Below are 19,262 nucleotides of genomic sequence, written 5' to 3' on the forward strand. Positions count from 1 at the left end.
ATGACATCCGGCATCTTTATTCCTGAACTGGGTCATCTGGCGATGATTCTCGCCCTGTGCTTTGCCTTGGCCCAGGCCGTGGTGCCATTGCTCGGTGCCTGGCGCGGTGATCGCTTGTGGATGAGTTTGGCCCAGCCTGCTGCGTGGGGGCAGTTCACCTTCCTGGTGTTTGCCTTTGGTTGCCTGACCTACGCGTTCATGACCGATGACTTCTCTGTCGCGTATGTGGCCAACAACTCCAACAGTGCGTTGCCGTGGTATTACAAGTTCAGCGCCGTGTGGGGTGCCCATGAAGGCTCCCTGCTGTTGTGGGCCTTGATCCTCGGCGGCTGGACCTTTGCGGTGTCGGTGTTCTCGCGGCAGTTGCCGCAGGTCATGCTGGCCCGCGTGCTGGCGGTGATGGGGATGATCAGCACCGGGTTCCTGCTGTTCCTGATCATGACCTCCAACCCGTTCAAGCGCATCCTGCCGCAGGTGCCGAGTGACGGCGCCGACCTCAACCCGCTGCTGCAAGACATCGGCCTGATCGTGCACCCGCCGATGCTGTACATGGGCTATGTCGGTTTCTCGGTGGCCTTCGCCTTCGCCATCGCTGCGCTGATGGGCGGTCGCCTGGATGCGGCGTGGGCGCGCTGGTCGCGTCCGTGGACCATCGTGGCCTGGGCGTTCCTCGGCATCGGTATCACCCTCGGCTCGTGGTGGGCCTATTACGAACTCGGTTGGGGCGGCTGGTGGTTCTGGGACCCGGTTGAAAACGCCTCGTTCATGCCCTGGCTGGTGGGCACGGCGCTGATTCACTCGTTGGCCGTCACGGAAAAACGTGGCGTGTTCAAGAGCTGGACCGTGCTGCTGGCCATCGCCGCGTTCTCGTTGAGCTTGCTGGGCACCTTCCTCGTGCGTTCCGGCGTGCTGACCTCGGTGCATGCGTTTGCCTCCGACCCAGAGCGCGGCGTGTTCATCCTGATCTTCCTGTTGTTCGTGGTCGGCGGGTCGCTGACGCTGTTCGCCCTGCGCGCGCCGGTGGTCAAGAGCCAGGTGGGCTTCAACCTCTGGTCCCGGGAAACCCTGCTGCTGGGCAACAACCTGGTGTTGGTGGTGGCGGCGTCGATGATCCTGCTCGGCACCTTGTACCCGCTGATTCTGGACGCCATGACCGGCGCCAAGCTGTCGGTTGGCCCGCCGTACTTCAACGCACTGTTCATTCCATTGATGGCGTTGTTGATGATGGTGATGGCGGTCGGTGTGATCGTGCGCTGGAAGGACACCCCGGTGAAATGGCTGATTAGCATGCTCACCCCAGTGTTGCTCGGCAGCGCCGCCATGGCCGTGGTGGCTGGCATCGCTTACGGCGATTTCAACTGGGCCGTGCTCGCGACCTTCATGCTCGCGGCCTGGGTGTTACTGGCCGGTGTGCGCGACCTTTTCGACAAGACCCGCCACAAAGGCCTGATCAAGGGCCTGCCGACCCTGACCCGCAGCTACTGGGGCATGCAGGTCGCGCACCTGGGCATTGCCGTGTGTGCGCTGGGTGTCGTGCTGTCGAGCCAGAACAGTGCCGAACGCGATTTGCGTCTGGCGCCGGGCGAGTCCATGGACCTGGCCGGCTACCACTTCATCTTCGAAGGCGCCAAACACTTCGAGGGCCCGAACTTCACTTCCGACAAGGGCACCATCCGGGTGATCAAGGGCGGCAAGGAAGTCAGCGTACTGCACCCGGAAAAACGCCTGTACACCGTGCAGAACTCGGTGATGACCGAAGCGGGCATCGACGCCGGTTTCACCCGCGACCTCTATGTCGCCCTCGGTGAACCGCTGGGCAATGGCGCCTGGGCTGTGCGCGTGCACGTCAAGCCGTTCGTGCGCTGGATCTGGTTCGGCGGACTGCTGACCGGTTTCGGAGGATTGCTGGCGGCGCTGGATCGGCGTTATCGGGTCAAGGTCAAGAGCCGCGTGCGTGAAGCACTGGGCCTGTCGGGAGCCACTGCATGAAGCGTTGGTTGATGTTGTTGCCACTGGCGATTTTTCTGGTGGTTGCTGTGTTTCTTTACCGTGGGTTGTACCTCGACCCGGCCGAGCTGCCTTCGGCGATGATCGGCAAGCCGTTTCCAGAGTTCTCTCTGCCGGCGGTGCAGGGCGACAAAACCCTGACCAAGGCCGACATTCTCGGCAAGCCGGCGCTGGTCAACGTCTGGGGCACCTGGTGCATTTCCTGCCGGGTCGAGCACCCGGTGCTGAACAAACTGGCCCAGCAGGGCGTGACGATCTACGGCATCAACTACAAGGACACCAACGTCGATGCCTTGAAGTGGCTGACGGATTTCCACAATCCGTATGTGCTGGACATCCGTGACGATGAAGGCTCGCTGGGCCTGAACCTCGGCGTGTACGGCGCGCCGGAAACCTTCTTCATCGATGCCAAGGGCATCATCCGCGACAAGTTCGTCGGCGTAATCGACGAGCAGGTCTGGCGTGAAAAACTGGCGGCCAAGTACCAGGCGCTGGTCGATGAGGCCACGCCATGAAGCGCTGGTTTGCTGCTGTTGTCCTGGGCTTGAGCCTGGCCGGCGTGGCCCACGCGGCCATCGATACCTACGAGTTCGCCAAGGAGGGTGATCGCGAGCGCTTTCGCGAGCTGACCAAGGAGCTGCGTTGCCCCAAGTGCCAGAACCAGGACATCGCCGATTCCAACGCACCGATCGCCGCCGACTTGCGCAAAGAGATTTTCCGCATGCTCGGCGAGGGCAAGGACAACCAGCAGATCATCGACTTCATGGTCGACCGCTATGGTGATTTCGTCCGCTACAAGCCGGCCCTGAACGCCAAGACCGCCTTGCTCTGGTTCAGTCCTGCCGGCCTTTTGCTGGGCGGCGTGGTGATCATTGCGGTGATCGTGCGCCGTCGTCGCGGGCAACGCGCCGACATCAAGGATGAGCTTTCTCCCGAGGAGCGCTCGCGCCTCGACCACCTGTTGGATAAAAACCAAGAATGATTGATTTCTGGCTCGCTGCAGGTCTGCTGCTTCTGGTTGCCCTGAGTTTTCTGCTGATCCCGGTGTTGCGCAGCCGTCGCGCCCAGCGTGAAGAGGATCGTACTGCCCTGAACGTCGCGCTGTATCAGGAGCGCGTGGCTGAGTTGCAGTCTCAGCAGGAGGAGGGCGTTCTTACTGCCGCACAAATGGACGCCGGTCGCGCCGAAGCCGCCCGTGAACTGCTGGCCGACACCGAAGGCGTCGAAGCGCCTCGGGTGTCGCGCCTGGGCAAACCTTTGCCATTGCTGGCGGCGGTTCTGGTGCCGGTGCTTGGCCTGGGGCTGTACATGCATTACGGCGCCAGCGACAAGGTCGAACTGACCCGCGAGTTTGCCCAGGCACCGCAGTCAATGGACGAGATGACCAAGCGCCTGGAGCGCGCCGTCGCCGCGCAACCGGATTCTGCCGAAGGCGTGTACTTCCTGGGTCGTACCTACATGGCCCAGGATCGTCCGGCGGATGCCGCGAAGATGTTCCAACGCACCGTGGAATTGGGCGGTCGTCAGCCGGAGCTGCTGGGGCAATGGGCGCAGGCGCTGTACTTTGCCAATGACAAGAAATGGTCGGAGCAGATACAGGCCCTGACCGACGAAGCGCTCAAGGCTGACCCGAAAGAAGTCACCAGCCTCGGTCTACTGGGCATCGCTGCGTTCGAGGGTGAGCGTTATCGTGACGCCATCGATTATTGGAACCGACTGCTGGCGCAATTGCCGCCGGAAGATCGATCCCGCGAAGCGCTGCAAGGCGGGATCACCCGAGCCAAGGAGAAACTGCTGGCCAGTGGCGGCAAAGTTGCGGAGGCCCCGGCCGCCAAGGCCTCGGCGGTGCTCAAGGTCAGCGTCGATCTGGCGGCGGACTTGAAAGCCAAGGTCCAGCCCGGTGACAGCGTGTTCATCTTTGCCCGTGCGATGTCCGGTCCGCCGGCGCCGCTGGCGGTCAAGCGCATGACCGTGGCCGATTTGCCGGTGACTGTCGAACTGGGCGATGCCGACGCAATGATGCCGCAGTTGAAACTGTCGAACTTCCCTGAAGTCCAACTGGTTGCGCGCATCTCCCGTGCCGGCAAACCGACCGCCGGCGAATGGATCGGTCGCAGCCAGCCTCTGGCCAGCAGCACCACCGCGCCGCAAACACTGACCATCGACAGCCCGGACAAATAACAGGAAAAACGCACCATGACCGCATTCGCTCGAATCACCCTGCTCAGTGTTGTTTTGGGATTAAGCGCTTGTGCGGTCCATCGACCTCCAGAACAGCGGGCGCCCGAACCGATCCCGCCGTCGCAACCCAGCCCCACGCCATCGACATCCCCGTCGCCAGGCAAGCCGGGTGTTCCAGCGAAACCGGCCAAGCCAATGCCGCGTACCTCGGCCAGCTTCGCGCCACCACCGGGGGGCAATAGCCATTGGGATCAGAAGCTCGGTGTGTACGTGCTGGATGACCAGCCCAATACCTTTTATCGCCAGCGCACCTATTACCGCTGGGATAACGGCTGGAGCCGCTCGATTGGTCCGAACGGGCCGTGGGAGGAGACCGACATCCACGGCGTACCGGGTGGACTGGGGCGGCAGTTCGGGCAGTAACGACAAGGCGACCTTCGGGTCGCCTTTTTTGTGTCTGTCAAAAATTCATGCACCTCCCAAATCCCCTGTAGGAGCTGGCTTGCCAGCGAATGCGGTGGGTCATTCAACATCGTTGTCGACTGGCTTGCAGTCTTCGCTGGCAAGCCAGCTCCTACAGGGTTCTTCGGTTAATGCCAAAGCCGGGTAAACCGGGATATGTGTCGAAGGGCCAGCTCAACCTTTCACAAAACCTTCATCAAATGACCCATCCAGCGACATGTGCAAGTCATAGGGCTGACATGCCCCGTGCCTAAAGTCGGTTGAACTCAAATGCAGCCATGGACGGCTGTTCAACCAGACAGAGAAGCCCATGAACGCAGCCATCCACGTCGATCATCTGAACAAGACCTTTGCGCGTAAAAGCGCATTGGTCGACCTCGAACTGACCATCGCGGCCGGTGAGATGGTCGCGCTGATCGGCGCGTCCGGTTCCGGCAAGTCCACGTTGCTGCGCCACCTGGCGGGCCTGGCGTGCTGCGACAAAAACAATGGCGGCAGCGTCAAGGTGCTGGGTCGCGAGGTGCAGGCATCCGGTCGTTTGAATGGCAAGGTACGCCGCCTGCGTGCCGACATCGGCTACATCTTCCAGCAGTTCAACCTGGTCAACCGCCTGAGCGTGCTCGACAACGTGCTGCTCGGTTGCCTGGGGCGCATGCCGCGCTGGCGCGGCAACCTGAGCCTGTTCAACGCCGAGGAAAAACAGTTCGCCCTGCAGTCCCTGGACCGTGTCGGCCTGGCGGACCTGGCGCAACAGCGCGCCTCGACCCTGTCCGGCGGTCAGCAGCAGCGCGTGGCGATTGCCCGTGCGCTGACCCAGCGGGCCGAGGTGATTCTGGCGGACGAGCCGATTGCCTCCCTCGACCCGGAATCGGCGCGCAAGGTCATGGAGATTCTCGCCGACATCAATCGCCGCGACGGCAAGACCGTGGTGGTGACCCTGCATCAGGTCGATTACGCCACCCGTTATTGCCCGCGTGCCGTGGCGCTCAAGGCCGGGCGGATTCATTTCGATGGCCCGGGCTGCGAATTGAGCGGCCCGTTACTCAACGATTTGTACGGTGCCGACATCGACACCAGCCTCATGTGTTCCGAGTCCTCCCGTCACAGCGAAACAGCACCGCGGCTGGTCCTGGCGCGCGTGTGATCAACCTCGAATCCCTAACCGTTCACCCCCAGGAAACCTTTTCATGTTGAACCGTATCGGTCGCATTTTTGCTGGCGCTGCCATGCTCGCCAGCTGTGTAGCGGGCAGCGCCCAGGCTGAAGAAAATGCCATCAACTTCGGCATCATGTCCACCGAGTCTTCGCAAAACCTCAAGAGCATCTGGCAGCCGTTCCTCGATGATATGCAGAAGCAGACCGGCCTGAAGATCAACGCCACGTTCGCCTCCGACTATGCCGGCCTGATCCAGGGCATGCGCTTTAACAAGGTCGATGTGGCCTGGCTGGGTAACAAGGCCGCCATCGAGGCAGTTGACCGCTCCAATGGCGAGATCTTCGCCCAGACCGCTGCCGCCAGTGGCGCCGCCGGTTACTGGAGCGTGCTGATCGTGCGCAAGGACAGCCCGATCAACTCGGTCGACGACATGCTGAAAAACGCCAAGAGCCTGACCTTCGGCAACGGTGATCCGAACTCCACTTCGGGCTACCTGGTGCCGGGCTACTACGTGTTCGCCAAGAACCACGTCGACGCCGCCACCGCCTTCAAGCGCACCTTGAACTCCAGCCATGAAGTCAACGCGTTGAGCGTGGTCAAGGGGCAAGTGGATGTCGCGACCTTCAACACCGAAAGCTGGGATCGCCTGGAAGTCACCCAGCCAGACAAAGCCGCGCTGCTCAAAGTGATCTGGAAGTCGCCGCTGATTCCGGCCGACCCGCTGGTGTGGAGCAAAGCGCTGAGTGACAGCGAGAAAACCAAGATCCGCGATTTCATCTTCAGTTACGGCGACACCGACGAAGAGAAAGCCGTGCTCAAGGGCATGCAGTTGGGCAAGTTCCTGAAATCCAGCGACGACCAGTTGCTGCCGATTCGTCAGCTTGAGCTGTTCAAGCAGCGCACCACCGTCAACGCCGATGACAAGCTGGATGCCGCCGACAAGGCCAGGAAACTGGCCGATATCGATGCCGAGCTGGCCAAGCTGCAAGAGCGCCTGACCTTGCTCAACGAAGCCGCCGACAAGAAATCCGCAGCCAACGGCTAACCCCTGTAGGAGCGAGCTTGCTCGCGATAGTCGTCAACGATAACGCGGGAAACCGGGAGATACGCGGTGTCCTTGCGTTCATCGCGAGCAGGCTCGCTCCTACAGGTTCTGTATGACGCAATTTAGAGAACCCTCATGACCACTCTGCACGCTGAAGCTGTCGGCAAGCGTACCTGGCCGCAGTACGCCGGTTGGGGCCTGTTCCTGGTCGCACTGGCCTGGGCCTGGCATGGCGCCGAGATGAATCCGATGGCGCTGTACCGCGACTCGGGAAACATGGCGACCTTCGCCGCTGACTTTTTCCCGCCGGATTTCCATGAATGGCGCATGTACCTCAAGGAAATGATCGTCACCGTGCAGATCGCCCTGTGGGGCACGGTGCTGGCGATTGTCTGCTCGGTGCCGTTGGGCATCCTCTGCTCGGAAAACATCACGCCGTGGTGGGTTCATCAACCCCTGCGCCGGGTGATGGACGCCTTCCGTTCGATCAACGAAATGGTCTTCGCCATGTTGTTTGTGGTGGCTGTCGGCCTGGGCCCGTTTGCCGGCGTGCTGGCGCTGTGGATCAGCACCACCGGGGTCCTCGCCAAGTTGTTCGCCGAAGCCGTCGAAGCGATTGATCCGGGCCCGGTCGAAGGCGTTCGCGCCACCGGCGCCAGTGCCTTGCAAGAGGTGATCTACGGGGTGATCCCGCAGGTGATGCCGCTTTGGGTGTCCTACGCGCTGTACCGCTTCGAGGCCAACGTGCGCTCGGCGACGGTGGTGGGAATGGTCGGCGCTGGCGGGATCGGAGTGATCCTCTGGGAGAACATCCGCGCTTTCCAGTTTGTCCAGACGTGCGCCGTTTTGCTGGTGATCATCGTCGTGGTCAGCTCGATCGACATCCTGTCGCAACGCCTGCGCAAGCAGTTCATCTGATTTTTCGGAGGGGTGCCCGCGGGCGCTTTTTTTAAAGCATGAACTTGTCTAGACAAGATGAGCCGGTGTACCGCGAACTGGCCGATATCCTGCGTCGCGAGTTGGCGGATTACCGCGCCGGGGATTTCCTCCCGGGCGAAGTGATGTTGGCCGAACGCTTCGGGGTCAACCGTCACACGTTGCGCCGCGCCATTGATGAGCTGGTGTTCGAGGGCAGCCTGTTGCGCCGCCAGGGCAAGGGCACCCAGGTGCTGGAGCGGCCGCTGATTTACTCGATGACCGCCGACAGTGCCTACAGCCAATCACTGTCGGCCCAGGGCCTGGGTGTCGAGGCGTTGCTGCTCAAGCGCCGCTATTGCTTCGCCAGCCGTGAAGAGGCGCAGCACTTAGGGCTAGCCGAAATGGCCCCGATGATCGAATTGCAGACCTTGCGCAAGCTCGACCACCAACCGGTCAGCCTGATCCGCCACCGCTACTGCGCCAGCCATGCGCCGCTGCTGGCGGACTACAACGGTGGCTCGCTGCGCCAGTACCTGCGTGAACGGGACATGCCACTGACCCGCACGCAAAGCTTGATCGGCGCCCGTTTGCCCAACCGCGAAGAAGCCGCCTTGCTGATGATGCCCCGGCATCTGCCGGCCCTGAGCGTGTTCACCCTTTCCCGCGATCGCGACGGCCGTGCCGTGGAGCTGGCCCAGTCCACCAGCCGCTCCGATCGCTTCCAGTACCAGGTCGTCACCTGATGGAGAAGTCCATGCAAAACCCAGTTCCTCACACCGAACGCCAGCACTGGATCGGCGTGCTGGCCCGCGCCCGTCGCGGTCAATTGCAGCCTTTCGAAGATGCGTTGCGCGATGTCGAGTACCAACTGATCCGCGCCCCGGAGATCGGCATGACCCTGGTCCGCGGTCGCATGGGCGGCAATGGCGCACCGTTCAACGTTGGCGAAATGAGTGTGACCCGTTGCGTGGTGCGACTGGCCGATGGCCGCACTGGCTACAGCTACCTGGCGGGTCGCGACAAGGTTCACGCCGAACTCGCCGCGTTGGCCGACGCGCATTTGCAGGGCTCGCAGCAACGCCATTGGCTGGCGCAACTGATCACGCCGCTGGCCACGGCGCAAGCCGAACGCCGGGCCGCAAAAGAGGCGGAAACCGCCGCCACCAAAGTCGAATTCTTCACCCTCGTGCGAGGAGAAAACTGATGAGCGCACAACTGTTACAGCCGGCGTTCAGCGATCCGGTGCTGGATGCCCAACGTGGCTTTCGCACCGCCCTCAAGGCATTGGCCAGCCCTGGCTTGATCCAGACGCTACAGGCGGCACCGACCCTCGAAGGGCTGGCGCCGGCGACCTACGCGTTATGCCTGGCGTTGCTGGATGTCGACACGCCGCTGTGGTTGGCGCCGTCCTTCGACACGCCAACGATCCGCGCCAACCTGGCGTTTCACTGCGGCTGCCCGCTGACCGCAAACCGCGAAACTGCACGTTTTGCTGTGCTGGCGGCGGCGGATTTGCACGACCTCAGCGGTTTCGATACCGGCAATGACCGTTACCCCGATCAGTCCTGCACCTTGCTGGTGGAGTTGCCTTTGCTGGTGGGTGGAGAAGGGCTGGGCTGGCAGGGGCCGGGCATCGAAACCCTGCACACGGTCAGCCTGCCGCTGGCCGACGGTTTCTGGGCCGAACGCGAACGCCACAATCAATTCCCCCGGGGCCTGGACCTGTTTTTCACCGCCGGCCACGAGCTGATCGGCCTGCCACGCAGCACTCGCATCGCACAGGAGCGCGCCTGATGTACGTAGCCGTAAAAGGTGGCGAACAGGCCATCGACAACGCCCACCGCCTGCTGGCGAAAAAACGCCGGGGCGATACGTCGGTCACTGAACTCGGTGTCGAGCAGATCCGCCAGCAACTGCCGCTGGCCGTGGCGCGGGTCATGAGCGAAGGCTCGCTCTACGACGAAGAACTGGCGGCTCTGGCGATCAAGCAAGCCGCCGGCGATCTGGTGGAAGCGATCTTCCTGCTGCGTGCCTACCGCACCACGTTGCCGCGCTTCAGCCCGAGCCTGCCGATCGATACCGCGAACATGCTGCTCAGCCGTCGACTGTCAGCCACCTTCAAGGATGTGCCAGGCGGACAGCTGCTTGGTCCGACTTTCGATTACACCCATCGACTGCTGGACTTTGCGTTGCTGGCCGAAGGTGAATATCCAGGGCCGCAGGCCGACCCTGAAACGAGCCTCGAAGCGTGCCCGCGCGTTCTCGGTTTGCTGGCGCAGGAAGGTCTGATCAAGACCGAATCGGACAATGGCGAAACCGTGGCGGACATCACCCGCGATCCGCTGGAATTGCCCGCCAGTCGCGCCCAGCGACTGCAAGCCCTGGCCCGTGGCGACGAAGGTTTCCTGCTGGCGCTGGGTTATTCGACGCAGCGCGGTTATGGCCGTAATCACCCGTTCGCCGGGGAAATCCGCATCGGTGAAGTCGAGGTGTGGATCGACCCTGAAGAGCTGGGTTTCCCGATCAACCTGGGCAGCATCGAAGTCACTGAATGCGAAATGGTCAACCAGTTCGTCGGCACGGCCACGGAACTGGCGCAGTTCACTCGGGGCTACGGCCTGGCCTTCGGACACGCCGAGCGCAAGGCCATGGGCATGGCGCTGGTCGACCGTGCATTGCGCGCCGACGAATACAACGAAGAGATCGTCTCGCCGGCGCAGCAGGAAGAGTTCGTGCTGATGCATTGCGACAACGTCGAGGCTGCGGGCTTCGTCTCGCACCTCAAGCTGCCTCACTACGTCGACTTCCAGGCCGAACTGGAACTGATCCGCAAATTGCGCAAGCCTGCCGAGGGCAACCAACATGAATGACTTGAGCCAGGCTCCGGTGCGCGACGCCGCGTACAACTTTGCCTACCTCGATGAGCAGACCAAACGCATGATCCGCCGCGCCTTGCTCAAGGCCGTGGCGATCCCCGGGTACCAGGTGCCGTTCGGCGGCCGCGAGATGCCGTTACCTTACGGCTGGGGCACCGGCGGCATGCAATTGACCGCGGCGATTCTTGGTGCCGAGGACGTGCTCAAGGTCATCGACCAGGGCGCCGACGACACCACCAACGCCGTGTCGATCCGCCGCTTCTTCGCCCGCACCGCCGGTGTTGAAACAACCGAGAGTACGCCGGACGCGACGGTCATCCAGACCCGTCACCGCATCCCGGAAACCCCGCTGCACGCCGACCAGATCATGGTCTATCAGGTGCCAATCCCCGAGCCGCTGCGTTTTATCGAACCGTCGGAAACCGAGACCCGGACCATGCACGCCCTCAACGATTACGGGGTCATGCACGTCAAGCTGTATGAAGACATCGCCACCTTCGGCCACATCGCCACGGCTTACGCCTACCCGGTGATGGTCGATGAACGCTACGTGATGGACCCCTCGCCGATCCCCAAATTCGACAACCCGAAACTCGACATGAGCTCGGCGCTGATGCTGTTCGGTGCGGGCCGCGAGAAGCGTCTGTACGCGGTGCCGCCGTTTACCCGCGTCACCAGTCTGGATTTCGAGGACCACCCGTTCGAAGCGCAGAAATGGGAAGCGTGCTGCGCCATTTGCGGCAGCCGTGAATCGTTTCTCGACGAACTGATCCTCGACGACGCGGGCACCCAGCGCTTCGTCTGTTCCGACACGTATTACTGCGCCCAGCGCGTCAGCCAGCAGGAGACGGGCCAATGAACCAGGCACTGAAAAACCAGTTGTCGGTGGTCACTGAACCGCTGTTGCGAGTGCGTGACCTGTCGTTGTTGTACGGTCCGGAGAAGGGCTGCCAGGACGTCAGTTTCGATTTGTACCCCGGCGAAGTGTTGGGGATTGTCGGCGAGTCCGGCTCGGGCAAATCGACCTTGCTGTCGCTGCTCAGCGGTCGCCTGCCGCCGCAACGCGGCCACATCGGTTACCGCGACAAGCAAGGCCATTGGCTGGACCTGTACAGCGCCAGCGAAGCCGAGCGCCGCACGCTGTTGCGCACCGAATGGGGCTTCGTCGAACAGAACCCGCGGGACGGTTTGCGCATGGGCGTGTCGGCCGGGGCCAACATCGGCGAGCGTCTGATGGCGCAGGGCGTGCGCAACTACCAGCAACTGCGCGGGGCCGGGCTGGACTGGCTGAGCCAGGTGGAAATCGATCCGCAGCGCATCGACGACTTGCCGCGCACGTTCTCCGGCGGCATGCAGCAACGCCTGCAAATCGCTCGCAACCTGGTGTCGAGCCCACGGCTGGTGTTCATGGACGAGCCGACCGGTGGCCTCGATGTGTCGGTGCAGGCGCGCTTGCTCGATTTGCTGCGTGGCCTGGTACGTGAACTGGATCTGGCGGTGGTGATCGTCACCCACGATTTGGCGGTGGCGCGTCTGCTGGCGGATCGCTTGATGGTGATGCGCCGCTCGCGAGTGGTGGAAACCGGGCTGACCGACCAGATCCTCGACGACCCTCAGCACCCTTATTCGCAACTGCTGGTGTCATCGGTGTTGCAGCCGTGAAGCCCCGTCCAACTGTGGAAACCGAGCAATGAAAACCTTGATCGAGGTCCGTGACCTCTCGAAAACCTTCACGTTGCATCAGCAGAACGGCGTGGTCCTCAACGTGCTGCGCGGTGTCGATTTCAGTGTGGCGGCGGGCGAGTGCCTGGTGCTGCACGGTCAGTCCGGTGCGGGCAAGAGCACCTTGCTGCGCACCTTGTATGGCAACTACCTGCCGGCGGGCGGCAGCATTCGCCTGCAACACGACGGCCAATGGCTGGAACTGGTCGGCGCCGAACCCCGGGACATCCTGCAAGTGCGTCAGCGTACCCTGGGTTATGTCAGCCAGTTCCTGCGGGTGATCCCGCGGGTGGCGTGCCTGGACGTGGTGATGGAGCCAGCCCTGGCCCGAGGCTGGACCAAGGAGCAGGCGCAAGCGCGGGCCGAATCCTTGCTCAGTCGCCTGAACATCCCGCAACGCTTGTGGCAATTGGCGCCGGGTACCTTCTCCGGTGGCGAGCAGCAGCGGGTCAACATCGCCCGCGGCTTCATGGTCGCGTGGCCGGTGATGTTGCTGGATGAGCCGACCGCATCCCTCGACGACAGCAACCGCCAGGTGGTGCTGGAACTGATGAATGAAGCAAAAGCCGCCGGTGCCGCGTTGATCGGCATCTTCCACGACCGCCTCGCCCGCGAGGCGGTTGCTGATCGTCATTTCGACATGACGCCCGCCGCCCTGCCCGAAAAGGACTACGCCGATGCCCATTGAACAGATCCTCAGCAATGCCCAACTGGTCACCGCTGACCGGGTGTTCTACGGCACCGTGGTGCTGCGCGACGGCGTGATCGCCGAGGTCGCCGAAGGCCCGAGCCGTCTGCCGCAAGCGCTGGACCTGAACGGCGATTACCTGTTGCCTGGGCTGGTGGAGTTGCACACCGACAACCTCGAACGCCACATGACCCCGCGCCCCGGCGTGGACTGGCCGTCGGTGCCGGCGGTGCTCAGCCACGATGCGCAGATCATCGCGGCCGGCATCACCACGGTGTTCGACGCGGTGTCCATCGGCGATGTGAACCCCAAGGGCAATCGCATGCAGAAACTGCCGGCGATGCTCGATGCGATCTCCAAGGCCACCGACGCCGGGCTGACCCGCGCCGAACACCGCCTGCACTTGCGTTGCGAGCTGTGCCACCCGGATACGCTCAGCGTGTTTCGCGATCTGGTGGAAAACCCGTTGGTGCAACTGGTGTCGGTAATGGACCACTCGCCGGGTCAGCGCCAGTTCGTGCTCGAATCCAAGTACCGTGAGTACTACATGGGCAAATACCACCTGACCACCCCGCAGATGGACGAATTCATCACCCTGCAAATGGCCAACTCGCGGGTCTACAGCGACCGTTATCGCGCAGCGATTGTCGAACATTGCCTGGGTCGTGGTTTGTCGGTGGCCAGCCATGATGATGCGACGCTTGCGCATGTTGAAGAGTCGGCGCGCTACGGCATGACCATCGCCGAGTTCCCGACCACGGTCGAGGCGGCGCGCGGTTGCCGCGAGCGCAATATGAAAGTGTTGATGGGCGCACCGAACATCGTGCGCGGCGGTTCGCACTCGGGTAACGTGGCCGCCGCAACGCTGGCCGCCGAAGGCTTGCTGGATATTCTGTCCAGCGACTACTACCCGGCGAGCCTGCTGCAATCGGCGTTCGTGCTGGCAGGGCAGAGCGAACGGATCGGCCTGGCCGAAGCGGTACGCATGGTCAGCCTGAATCCGGCCCGGGCGGCCGGGTTGAATGACCGCGGCGAGATCGCTGTAGGGCTACGCGCCGACTTGATCCAGGCGCGCAGTCAGGATGGTTTGCCAGTGGTCCAGCAAGTATGGCGACAAGCGAAGAGGGTGTTTTGATGGCGGGCAGGTTGATCTATCTCATCGGACCCTCAGGGTCAGGCAAGGACAGCCTGTTGGATGCCGCACGCGAGCGGTTGGCCGAGCGCGGTTGCCGTATCGTGCGCCGGGTCATCACTCGCTCGGCGGAAGCGGTGGGCGAGGCGGCACTGGGCGTCAGCCCGCAGCAGTTTGCCGACATGGAGGCCGAAGGGGCATTTGCCCTGTGCTGGCACGCTAACGGGTTGTCCTATGGCATCCCTCGGGAAATCGACGATTGGCTGGCCGCCGGGCACGATGTGCTGGTCAATGGCTCGCGGGGGCATTTGCAGAAAACCCGCGAGCGTTACCCGAATGTACTGGTGCTGTTGTTGACCGTGAACCAGGCCGTATTGTGCGAGCGCCTGCTGGCACGCGGGCGGGAGTCGGTGGCCGAAATCGACGCCCGCTTGGCGCGCAATGCCCGCTTCAACCGGCGCGTGCTCGCCGACAAAGACCCGACGCTGCACGTGCTGGATAACTCCGGGGCACTGGAGCATACGGTGCAACGCATGCTGGCCTGCATCGATGGTCAAGCCGCATGCGCCTGACATTGCTGGGCACCGGCGATGCCCGGCAGGTTCCGGTCTACGGTTGTGAGTGTGCGGCGTGCGATGCGGCCCGCTACGACGAGCGCTTGCAGCGTCGACCGTGCAGCGCGTTGATCGAATGCGCCGGTCAGCGCTGGTTGATCGACAGCGGCTTGCCTGACCTGTGCGAACGCTTTCCACCGCGCAGTTTCAACGGCATTTTCCAGACCCACTACCACGCCGATCACGCCCAGGGCCTTCTGCACTTGCGCTGGGGCCAGGGCCTGGTGATTCCGGTCCACGGCCCCGTGGACCCGGAAGGCCTGGCCGACCTCTACAAACACCCCGGCATACTCGACTTCAGCCAGCCGTTCGACGGTTTCGAAACCCGGCAGTTCGGCGCACTCAGCGTCACCGCGCTGGCGCTGCAACACTCGAAACCGACCCTCGGTTATCTGCTGGAAGGGGAAGGGCGGCGCATCGCCTACCTGACCGACACCGTAGGCCTGCCACCAGACACCTTGCACTGGCTGCAGCGTGAACTGCTGGACGTGCTGGTGCTGGATTGCTCCATGCCGCCACAACCCCAGGCGCCGCGCAATCACAATGACCTGACCTTGGCTCTGCAATGCATCGACGAGTTGCAACCCACATCGGCGGTATTGACCCATGTCGGGCACACCCTGGATGCGTGGTTGATGAAGCATCTCAGCGAGTTGCCGGCGAATGTCAGGGTTGGGTTTGATGGGTGTGTGTTGTAGGAGGGGCAAGATCGCAAGCTTTCAAGCCCCCTTTTTCAACAACCCCTGCACATACTCCACAAACGCCCGCGCCTTGGCGCTGGCCATTCTCCCGGTGGGGAACACTGCCCACAAATCCAGGTTCGGTAGCGCCCAGTCCTTCATCACTTCGCGGACCGAGCCGTTGGCCAGTTCCGGGGCGAACATCCATTGCGAGGCCATGGTCAGCCCCTGGTGTGCCAGCACGGCTTCACGCAGGCCTTCGGCGGCGTTGACGCGAATCCGGCCGCTAATGATGACCGACTGCTCTTCGCCGTCCTTGTTGAATGGCCAGTTGGCGCCGCCGCCGAGGCTGTAGACGATTGCCTGGTGCTTGCACAGGTCGGCGGGGGAGGTGGGTTCGCCGTGTTTTTCGAAGTAGGCCGGTGTGCCCAGGACCACACGCCGGCACTCGGCGATCTTGCGGGCGGTCAGGCCCGAGTCGCTCAACGCGCCCATGCGCAGGGCGATATCGACGCCTTCTTCGACCAGGTTGACGTTGCGATCATCGAGCATCAGGTCGATGTTCAGCTCGGGGTTTTGCTCCAGGAAAGGCCCCAGGTGCGGAACGATGTGCAGCCGGCCGAAGGTGACCGCCGCGCAGATACGCAGGTTGCCGCTTAGCCCACTGGCGCAACCGCGGGCGGCGTTATCGGCTTCATCGGCCTCTTCGATGGCGCGTTTGGCTCGATCGAAAAAGGCCAGCCCGGCCTCGGTGGGTGTCAGGCCTCGCGTCGAACGCAGCAACAGCCGCACCGCCAGCCGAGACTCAAGTTGCGCGATGGTTTTCGACACGGCCGGCTGGCCGATGTTGAGGCGCCGGGCGGCAGCAGAAAACGAGCCGGTTTCCACCACGTAGACGAAGGTTTCCATTGCGCCGAGTCGGTCCATTGAAGGTCCCTGTGCAAATCCTGGAGTTGTCTTAAGCCCACAAGGGATGGAGGTTGTCAGTGCGAACCGCGAATCGCACCCAGCATCGCTTCAGGCTCTGGACGCTGAGTGTAATCGGGGTTGACCTCGGCGTAACGGATCACGCCGTCCTGCCCGATCACGTAACGCGCCGGCATCGGCAATGTCCAGGACGGATCATCGTTGAAGGCCGACAGATCATTGCGCAGGTTTTTATACAACTCGATCAGGTAGTCCGGCAACGCGAAGCGCAACCCGAAGGCCTCGGCCACATCGTTATGGCGATCGCTGAGGATCGACGGAGTAGATGCGCACTAGTTCATGGATGCCGCCGGGGTTGGAAGGAAACTTCCGAAGACCTTGTCCGGAAATTTCCTGCCTCAATCAAAAGACACATCAATTCTATCCACCGCAATCTTCACGTATTGCTTGTTGAGATCTGGATAGTCGTAGTGGATGTCTTGATCGTAAAAATCAACAAACGAGCGGAAGACGTCATTGTCCAAGTACCCGGAAAGAACACACGAAAACCCGCCACCCATCATTTCAATTGCCTGCGTTGTCTCTTCAGAAAGTATGACAAGAGGCTTGTCCGGAAGCATCATCTCGAATTCGACTTTGTATTGCTTTCCCACTTCTATTTTTGATGGGCTGTAGCTTATAAAGCATTTAGCTTCTACGCTTCCAATGAGCAAAACGACCTCCGCCTCGACGCTCTCGTGAATCGACAGCACAAGCGCCACATACTCCATAATCATTTTAGAACGACCGCCGCACCCAGTTAAAAAAACCTATTAATTTTATTTTGCGCAGCAATTAGCTCCTTAAGAAGCAGCGCAATTGTGGCAGCTTTTGTAAAGAATATCGGCGATTCCCAATCACAATCCTTTATTGCCCTTATCTGAAAACCTCCACTTGCATCAAATGAAGGATACCAACCAACATCTAGCAGAATTGATGACGAATACAAAACTTGCAACATGTCTTCCTTCAAAACGCCAACCTGATTTACCAGGTCGTCACCTCTTAACAAAGACAATTCATCATAAGAAATTACTCCAGTGACAAACGCCAAATCAACCATCCATACTCCTAACATTGCTCTCAATACACCAATCAACAGACCTCAAAAGCCACCTGTTTGTTGTCCGTAAAACTTCGCAATAAGCCTGCCACCAATAACTGGATCACCTTGAATTTCAAAAAACATCATCAGTAAAGTAAACAGATGGATCACGGAGTCTTACGTATGCAGCAGTAAACTCTATCAATGAGTTCTCCGCACCAACCGACACTCGAAATCGAGAATCATAGCGTTCAACAGTCAGCGCCAGCACAGAGCTTGTTGGGAGATCTCTAACTGACAAATCGCTCACTTCGCTACAGCTTATTCCGACACGACAGGCATTATAGTTTATAGCCCTCCATTTCAGCGGAGGTTTGTCTGGCAACTCTTTTATGTCGAACGCCAAAGCCACTGTCGCGCCAACATTATCTATATTGAATGAAAACAGCTTTACTTCACCAACCTCAATCAACCCACTAAATACCATATTAAAAAAAACACTACCTTCGAAATCGTTCCAATACTTCATACTTTACCTCCCAAATGGATAGTGCTTTTTTGCGCCCTCAACCTTCCCACTTCGCAAATTATCCGCCGGTCGGACATTGAAGTGTGGACCTTGATCACCCGCATTGTTTTTTGCATTAAATTTATGGCCCGCAGCATGATCTTGTAGCACAAGTGTAAATCCGTCTTCTCGAGTAAATTGATAATGCCTGGTCCTAATTGGCACACCCTGATTATTCAAAATGCTTTTACCATTCTTATCAGTCATATCGACATAGCCAACCTGGCTAGCCCTACCACTATAATCATCCACCTGAATGTCCGGTTGCTGACTTCTGGGAATCCCCGCATCGGCTTTAGCCTGCCGAAATGCCCCTCGTCTTGATACATCCGGAACTGATGGTTCTCCCTCATTAACCTTAGCGCCAGAAATATCATCCGGCGCAGAGCAACCCGATTTATTCGCCCCCGGACAATTCCCGCTCAACCCCAACGGATCCACCCACCCGGTCGGATTGCGCGTGTACTGATACGGATTCAACCCACCCGCCAACTTCACCGGATCCGGCGTCAGGTAACGTCCAAGATCCGGGTGGTAATAACGATGCCGGTTGTAGTGCAGGCCGCTCTCGGCGTCGCAGTACTGGCCCTGAAAACGCAGCGGTTGTTCCAGTGGTTCGCCGCCGCCGTGGCTCACTTCGCGCAGTTTGCCGTAGGCGCTGTAGCGCGCTGACCAGACCCGTTGGCCGTCGTGGTTTGTGAGTTCCTGCGGGGTGCCGAGGTGGTCGAGTTGGTAGTAGAACGGGAGGGCGTTTTGGCGGCCCTTGCCGTCGAGCATGACCAAGGGTCGGAAAGTGCCGGGTTCGTAGAGGTAGCTGCGGTAGTGGTTGGGGCCGCTTTCGGCGATCAGTTGCTCGCCTTGCCAGAAGAACTGTGTGGTCTGGCCGTCAACGGTTTTGGCGATGCGTCGGCCGAAGGCGTCGTAGCGGTAGCTTGCTTTTCGGCCGTCCGGGGTGGTGACGCTGGTCAGGCGGTGCTGGCCGTCGTAGTGGTATTCGGTGACCTGGCTTGGGTTATCGCGGCGTTCGCGGATCAGGTTGCCGTAGGCGTCGTAGTCGTAATGGCTGTCATCACGTTGGCGCAGGCGGTTGCCCTGCATCCGGGTGGGGCCGGGGCGGTTGTGGATCAGCAGGTTGTTGGCCAGGTCGTGGCTGATGTGTTCCAGCGATTCGTCGCGCAGATGGCGCACCCGGGTCAGGCGGT

At 61.1% G+C, this 19,262-nt stretch carries 24 protein-coding genes; 18 read left to right on the forward strand and 6 right to left on the reverse strand.

Annotated elements, in window-relative coordinates; translation table 11 throughout:
• The 18 genes from J1D76_RS20110 to phnP all read left to right on the forward strand — a co-directional run bounded on the left by J1D76_RS20110 (position 1) and on the right by phnP (position 15,499).
• Positions 1-1,989, forward strand: coding sequence for a heme lyase CcmF/NrfE family subunit (locus J1D76_RS20110; RefSeq protein WP_421140086.1), 1,989 nt, complete (start codon positions 1-3; stop codon positions 1,987-1,989).
• On the forward strand, positions 1,986-2,522 hold the full coding sequence (locus J1D76_RS20115) for a DsbE family thiol:disulfide interchange protein (RefSeq protein WP_421140087.1): 537 nt from the start codon (positions 1,986-1,988) through the stop codon (positions 2,520-2,522). The genes J1D76_RS20110 and J1D76_RS20115 overlap by 4 nt, the downstream gene beginning before the upstream one ends.
• Complete coding sequence (locus J1D76_RS20120; protein WP_421140088.1) at positions 2,519-2,989, forward strand: cytochrome c-type biogenesis protein; 471 nt, start codon at positions 2,519-2,521, stop codon at positions 2,987-2,989. Before J1D76_RS20115 ends, J1D76_RS20120 begins: the two co-directional genes overlap by 4 nt.
• Entirely contained in the window at positions 2,986-4,188 is a 1,203-nt protein-coding gene (ccmI, locus tag J1D76_RS20125; protein WP_421140089.1) for a c-type cytochrome biogenesis protein CcmI, read from the forward strand. Before J1D76_RS20120 ends, ccmI begins: the two co-directional genes overlap by 4 nt.
• A gap of 15 nt (positions 4,189-4,203) precedes the next feature.
• The gene (locus J1D76_RS20130; RefSeq protein WP_421140090.1) at positions 4,204-4,611 is read left to right on the forward strand and encodes a hypothetical protein; all 408 of its coding nucleotides are present in this window, start codon (positions 4,204-4,206) and stop codon (positions 4,609-4,611) included.
• Positions 4,612-4,960: 349 nt separating this feature from the next.
• On the forward strand, positions 4,961-5,794 hold the full coding sequence (gene phnC, locus J1D76_RS20135) for a phosphonate ABC transporter ATP-binding protein (protein ID WP_421140092.1): 834 nt from the start codon (positions 4,961-4,963) through the stop codon (positions 5,792-5,794).
• Positions 5,795-5,837: 43 nt separating this feature from the next.
• Positions 5,838-6,851, forward strand: a complete 1,014-nt coding sequence (phnD, locus tag J1D76_RS20140) for a phosphonate ABC transporter substrate-binding protein (protein WP_421140093.1) — start codon at positions 5,838-5,840, stop codon at positions 6,849-6,851.
• 135 nt (positions 6,852-6,986) lie between these two features.
• Positions 6,987-7,769, forward strand: coding sequence for a phosphonate ABC transporter, permease protein PhnE (gene phnE, locus J1D76_RS20145; protein WP_421140095.1), 783 nt, complete (start codon positions 6,987-6,989; stop codon positions 7,767-7,769).
• A gap of 38 nt (positions 7,770-7,807) precedes the next feature.
• Positions 7,808-8,512 carry a phosphonate metabolism transcriptional regulator PhnF gene (gene phnF / locus J1D76_RS20150; protein WP_421140096.1) on the forward strand — a complete coding sequence of 235 codons (705 nt, stop codon included), beginning with the start codon at positions 7,808-7,810 and terminating at the stop codon, positions 8,510-8,512.
• 11 nt (positions 8,513-8,523) lie between these two features.
• Positions 8,524-8,973: a phosphonate C-P lyase system protein PhnG gene (gene phnG, locus J1D76_RS20155; RefSeq protein ID WP_421140097.1), complete on the forward strand. Its 450-nt coding sequence runs from the start codon at positions 8,524-8,526 to the stop codon at positions 8,971-8,973.
• On the forward strand, positions 8,973-9,563 hold the full coding sequence (phnH, locus tag J1D76_RS20160) for a phosphonate C-P lyase system protein PhnH (protein WP_421140098.1): 591 nt from the start codon (positions 8,973-8,975) through the stop codon (positions 9,561-9,563). Before phnG ends, phnH begins: the two co-directional genes overlap by 1 nt.
• Entirely contained in the window at positions 9,563-10,639 is a 1,077-nt protein-coding gene (locus J1D76_RS20165; protein ID WP_421140099.1) for a carbon-phosphorus lyase complex subunit PhnI, read from the forward strand. Before phnH ends, J1D76_RS20165 begins: the two co-directional genes overlap by 1 nt.
• Complete coding sequence (locus J1D76_RS20170) at positions 10,632-11,504, forward strand: alpha-D-ribose 1-methylphosphonate 5-phosphate C-P-lyase PhnJ (RefSeq protein ID WP_421140100.1); 873 nt, start codon at positions 10,632-10,634, stop codon at positions 11,502-11,504. The genes J1D76_RS20165 and J1D76_RS20170 overlap by 8 nt, the downstream gene beginning before the upstream one ends.
• A complete protein-coding gene (phnK, locus tag J1D76_RS20175) occupies positions 11,501-12,307 on the forward strand; it encodes a phosphonate C-P lyase system protein PhnK (protein ID WP_421140101.1) in 807 nt (268 codons plus the stop codon). The genes J1D76_RS20170 and phnK overlap by 4 nt, the downstream gene beginning before the upstream one ends.
• Before the next feature lie 28 nt (positions 12,308-12,335).
• Positions 12,336-13,055 carry a phosphonate C-P lyase system protein PhnL gene (gene phnL, locus J1D76_RS20180; protein WP_421140102.1) on the forward strand — a complete coding sequence of 240 codons (720 nt, stop codon included), beginning with the start codon at positions 12,336-12,338 and terminating at the stop codon, positions 13,053-13,055.
• Positions 13,045-14,190 (forward strand): alpha-D-ribose 1-methylphosphonate 5-triphosphate diphosphatase, encoded by a 1,146-nt coding sequence (locus J1D76_RS20185; protein ID WP_421140103.1) that lies wholly within the window; start codon positions 13,045-13,047, stop codon positions 14,188-14,190. The genes phnL and J1D76_RS20185 overlap by 11 nt, the downstream gene beginning before the upstream one ends.
• Positions 14,190-14,759 (forward strand): phosphonate metabolism protein/1,5-bisphosphokinase (PRPP-forming) PhnN, encoded by a 570-nt coding sequence (gene phnN / locus J1D76_RS20190; RefSeq protein WP_421140104.1) that lies wholly within the window; start codon positions 14,190-14,192, stop codon positions 14,757-14,759. Before J1D76_RS20185 ends, phnN begins: the two co-directional genes overlap by 1 nt.
• Positions 14,750-15,499 (forward strand): phosphonate metabolism protein PhnP, encoded by a 750-nt coding sequence (phnP, locus tag J1D76_RS20195; RefSeq protein WP_421140105.1) that lies wholly within the window; start codon positions 14,750-14,752, stop codon positions 15,497-15,499. Before phnN ends, phnP begins: the two co-directional genes overlap by 10 nt.
• Before the next feature lie 21 nt (positions 15,500-15,520).
• Here phnP and J1D76_RS20200 read toward each other — a convergent pair whose 3' ends face one another.
• The 6 genes from J1D76_RS20200 to J1D76_RS20225 all read right to left on the reverse strand — a co-directional run.
• On the reverse strand, positions 15,521-16,408 hold the full coding sequence (locus J1D76_RS20200; RefSeq protein WP_421140106.1) for a LysR family transcriptional regulator: 888 nt from the start codon (positions 16,406-16,408) through the stop codon (positions 15,521-15,523).
• 56 nt (positions 16,409-16,464) lie between these two features.
• Entirely contained in the window at positions 16,465-16,698 is a 234-nt protein-coding gene (locus J1D76_RS20205; RefSeq protein ID WP_421140107.1) for a hypothetical protein, read from the reverse strand.
• A gap of 108 nt (positions 16,699-16,806) precedes the next feature.
• Positions 16,807-17,184 carry a hypothetical protein gene (locus tag J1D76_RS20210; protein ID WP_421140108.1) on the reverse strand — a complete coding sequence of 126 codons (378 nt, stop codon included), beginning with the start codon at positions 17,182-17,184 and terminating at the stop codon, positions 16,807-16,809.
• A gap of 23 nt (positions 17,185-17,207) precedes the next feature.
• On the reverse strand, positions 17,208-17,510 hold the full coding sequence (locus J1D76_RS20215; protein ID WP_421140109.1) for a hypothetical protein: 303 nt from the start codon (positions 17,508-17,510) through the stop codon (positions 17,208-17,210).
• A gap of 115 nt (positions 17,511-17,625) precedes the next feature.
• On the reverse strand, positions 17,626-18,021 hold the full coding sequence (locus J1D76_RS20220; RefSeq protein ID WP_421140110.1) for an Imm50 family immunity protein: 396 nt from the start codon (positions 18,019-18,021) through the stop codon (positions 17,626-17,628).
• Between the two features lie 3 nt (positions 18,022-18,024).
• Positions 18,025-19,262, reverse strand: a 1,238-nt coding sequence (locus J1D76_RS20225; protein ID WP_421140111.1) for an RHS repeat-associated core domain-containing protein, incomplete at its 5' end; no start/stop codon positions are given.

This window comes from Pseudomonas sp. NFX15 (assembly GCF_049132105.1).
Lineage (GTDB): Bacteria > Pseudomonadota > Gammaproteobacteria > Pseudomonadales > Pseudomonadaceae > Aquipseudomonas.

Bases quoted from the DNA above. Each gene is read 5' to 3' on its own strand.
- J1D76_RS20110 (WP_421140086.1), top strand. From the start codon at position 1: ATGACATCCGGCATCTTTATTCCTGAACTGGGTCATCTGGCGATGATT.
- J1D76_RS20115 (WP_421140087.1), top strand. From the start codon at position 1,986: ATGAAGCGTTGGTTGATGTTGTTGCCACTGGCGATTTTTCTGGTGGTT.
- J1D76_RS20120 (WP_421140088.1), top strand. From the start codon at position 2,519: ATGAAGCGCTGGTTTGCTGCTGTTGTCCTGGGCTTGAGCCTGGCCGGC.
- ccmI (WP_421140089.1), top strand. From the start codon at position 2,986: ATGATTGATTTCTGGCTCGCTGCAGGTCTGCTGCTTCTGGTTGCCCTG.
- J1D76_RS20130 (WP_421140090.1), top strand. From the start codon at position 4,204: ATGACCGCATTCGCTCGAATCACCCTGCTCAGTGTTGTTTTGGGATTA.
- phnC (WP_421140092.1), top strand. From the start codon at position 4,961: ATGAACGCAGCCATCCACGTCGATCATCTGAACAAGACCTTTGCGCGT.
- phnD (WP_421140093.1), top strand. From the start codon at position 5,838: ATGTTGAACCGTATCGGTCGCATTTTTGCTGGCGCTGCCATGCTCGCC.
- phnE (WP_421140095.1), top strand. From the start codon at position 6,987: ATGACCACTCTGCACGCTGAAGCTGTCGGCAAGCGTACCTGGCCGCAG.
- phnF (WP_421140096.1), top strand. From the start codon at position 7,808: ATGAACTTGTCTAGACAAGATGAGCCGGTGTACCGCGAACTGGCCGAT.
- phnG (WP_421140097.1), top strand. From the start codon at position 8,524: ATGCAAAACCCAGTTCCTCACACCGAACGCCAGCACTGGATCGGCGTG.
- phnH (WP_421140098.1), top strand. From the start codon at position 8,973: ATGAGCGCACAACTGTTACAGCCGGCGTTCAGCGATCCGGTGCTGGAT.
- J1D76_RS20165 (WP_421140099.1), top strand. From the start codon at position 9,563: ATGTACGTAGCCGTAAAAGGTGGCGAACAGGCCATCGACAACGCCCAC.
- J1D76_RS20170 (WP_421140100.1), top strand. From the start codon at position 10,632: ATGAATGACTTGAGCCAGGCTCCGGTGCGCGACGCCGCGTACAACTTT.
- phnK (WP_421140101.1), top strand. From the start codon at position 11,501: ATGAACCAGGCACTGAAAAACCAGTTGTCGGTGGTCACTGAACCGCTG.
- phnL (WP_421140102.1), top strand. From the start codon at position 12,336: ATGAAAACCTTGATCGAGGTCCGTGACCTCTCGAAAACCTTCACGTTG.
- J1D76_RS20185 (WP_421140103.1), top strand. From the start codon at position 13,045: ATGCCCATTGAACAGATCCTCAGCAATGCCCAACTGGTCACCGCTGAC.
- phnN (WP_421140104.1), top strand. From the start codon at position 14,190: ATGGCGGGCAGGTTGATCTATCTCATCGGACCCTCAGGGTCAGGCAAG.
- phnP (WP_421140105.1), top strand. From the start codon at position 14,750: ATGCGCCTGACATTGCTGGGCACCGGCGATGCCCGGCAGGTTCCGGTC.
- J1D76_RS20200 (WP_421140106.1), bottom strand. From the start codon at position 16,408: ATGGACCGACTCGGCGCAATGGAAACCTTCGTCTACGTGGTGGAAACC.
- J1D76_RS20210 (WP_421140108.1), bottom strand. From the start codon at position 17,184: ATGATTATGGAGTATGTGGCGCTTGTGCTGTCGATTCACGAGAGCGTC.
- J1D76_RS20215 (WP_421140109.1), bottom strand. From the start codon at position 17,510: ATGGTTGATTTGGCGTTTGTCACTGGAGTAATTTCTTATGATGAATTG.
- J1D76_RS20220 (WP_421140110.1), bottom strand. From the start codon at position 18,021: ATGAAGTATTGGAACGATTTCGAAGGTAGTGTTTTTTTTAATATGGTA.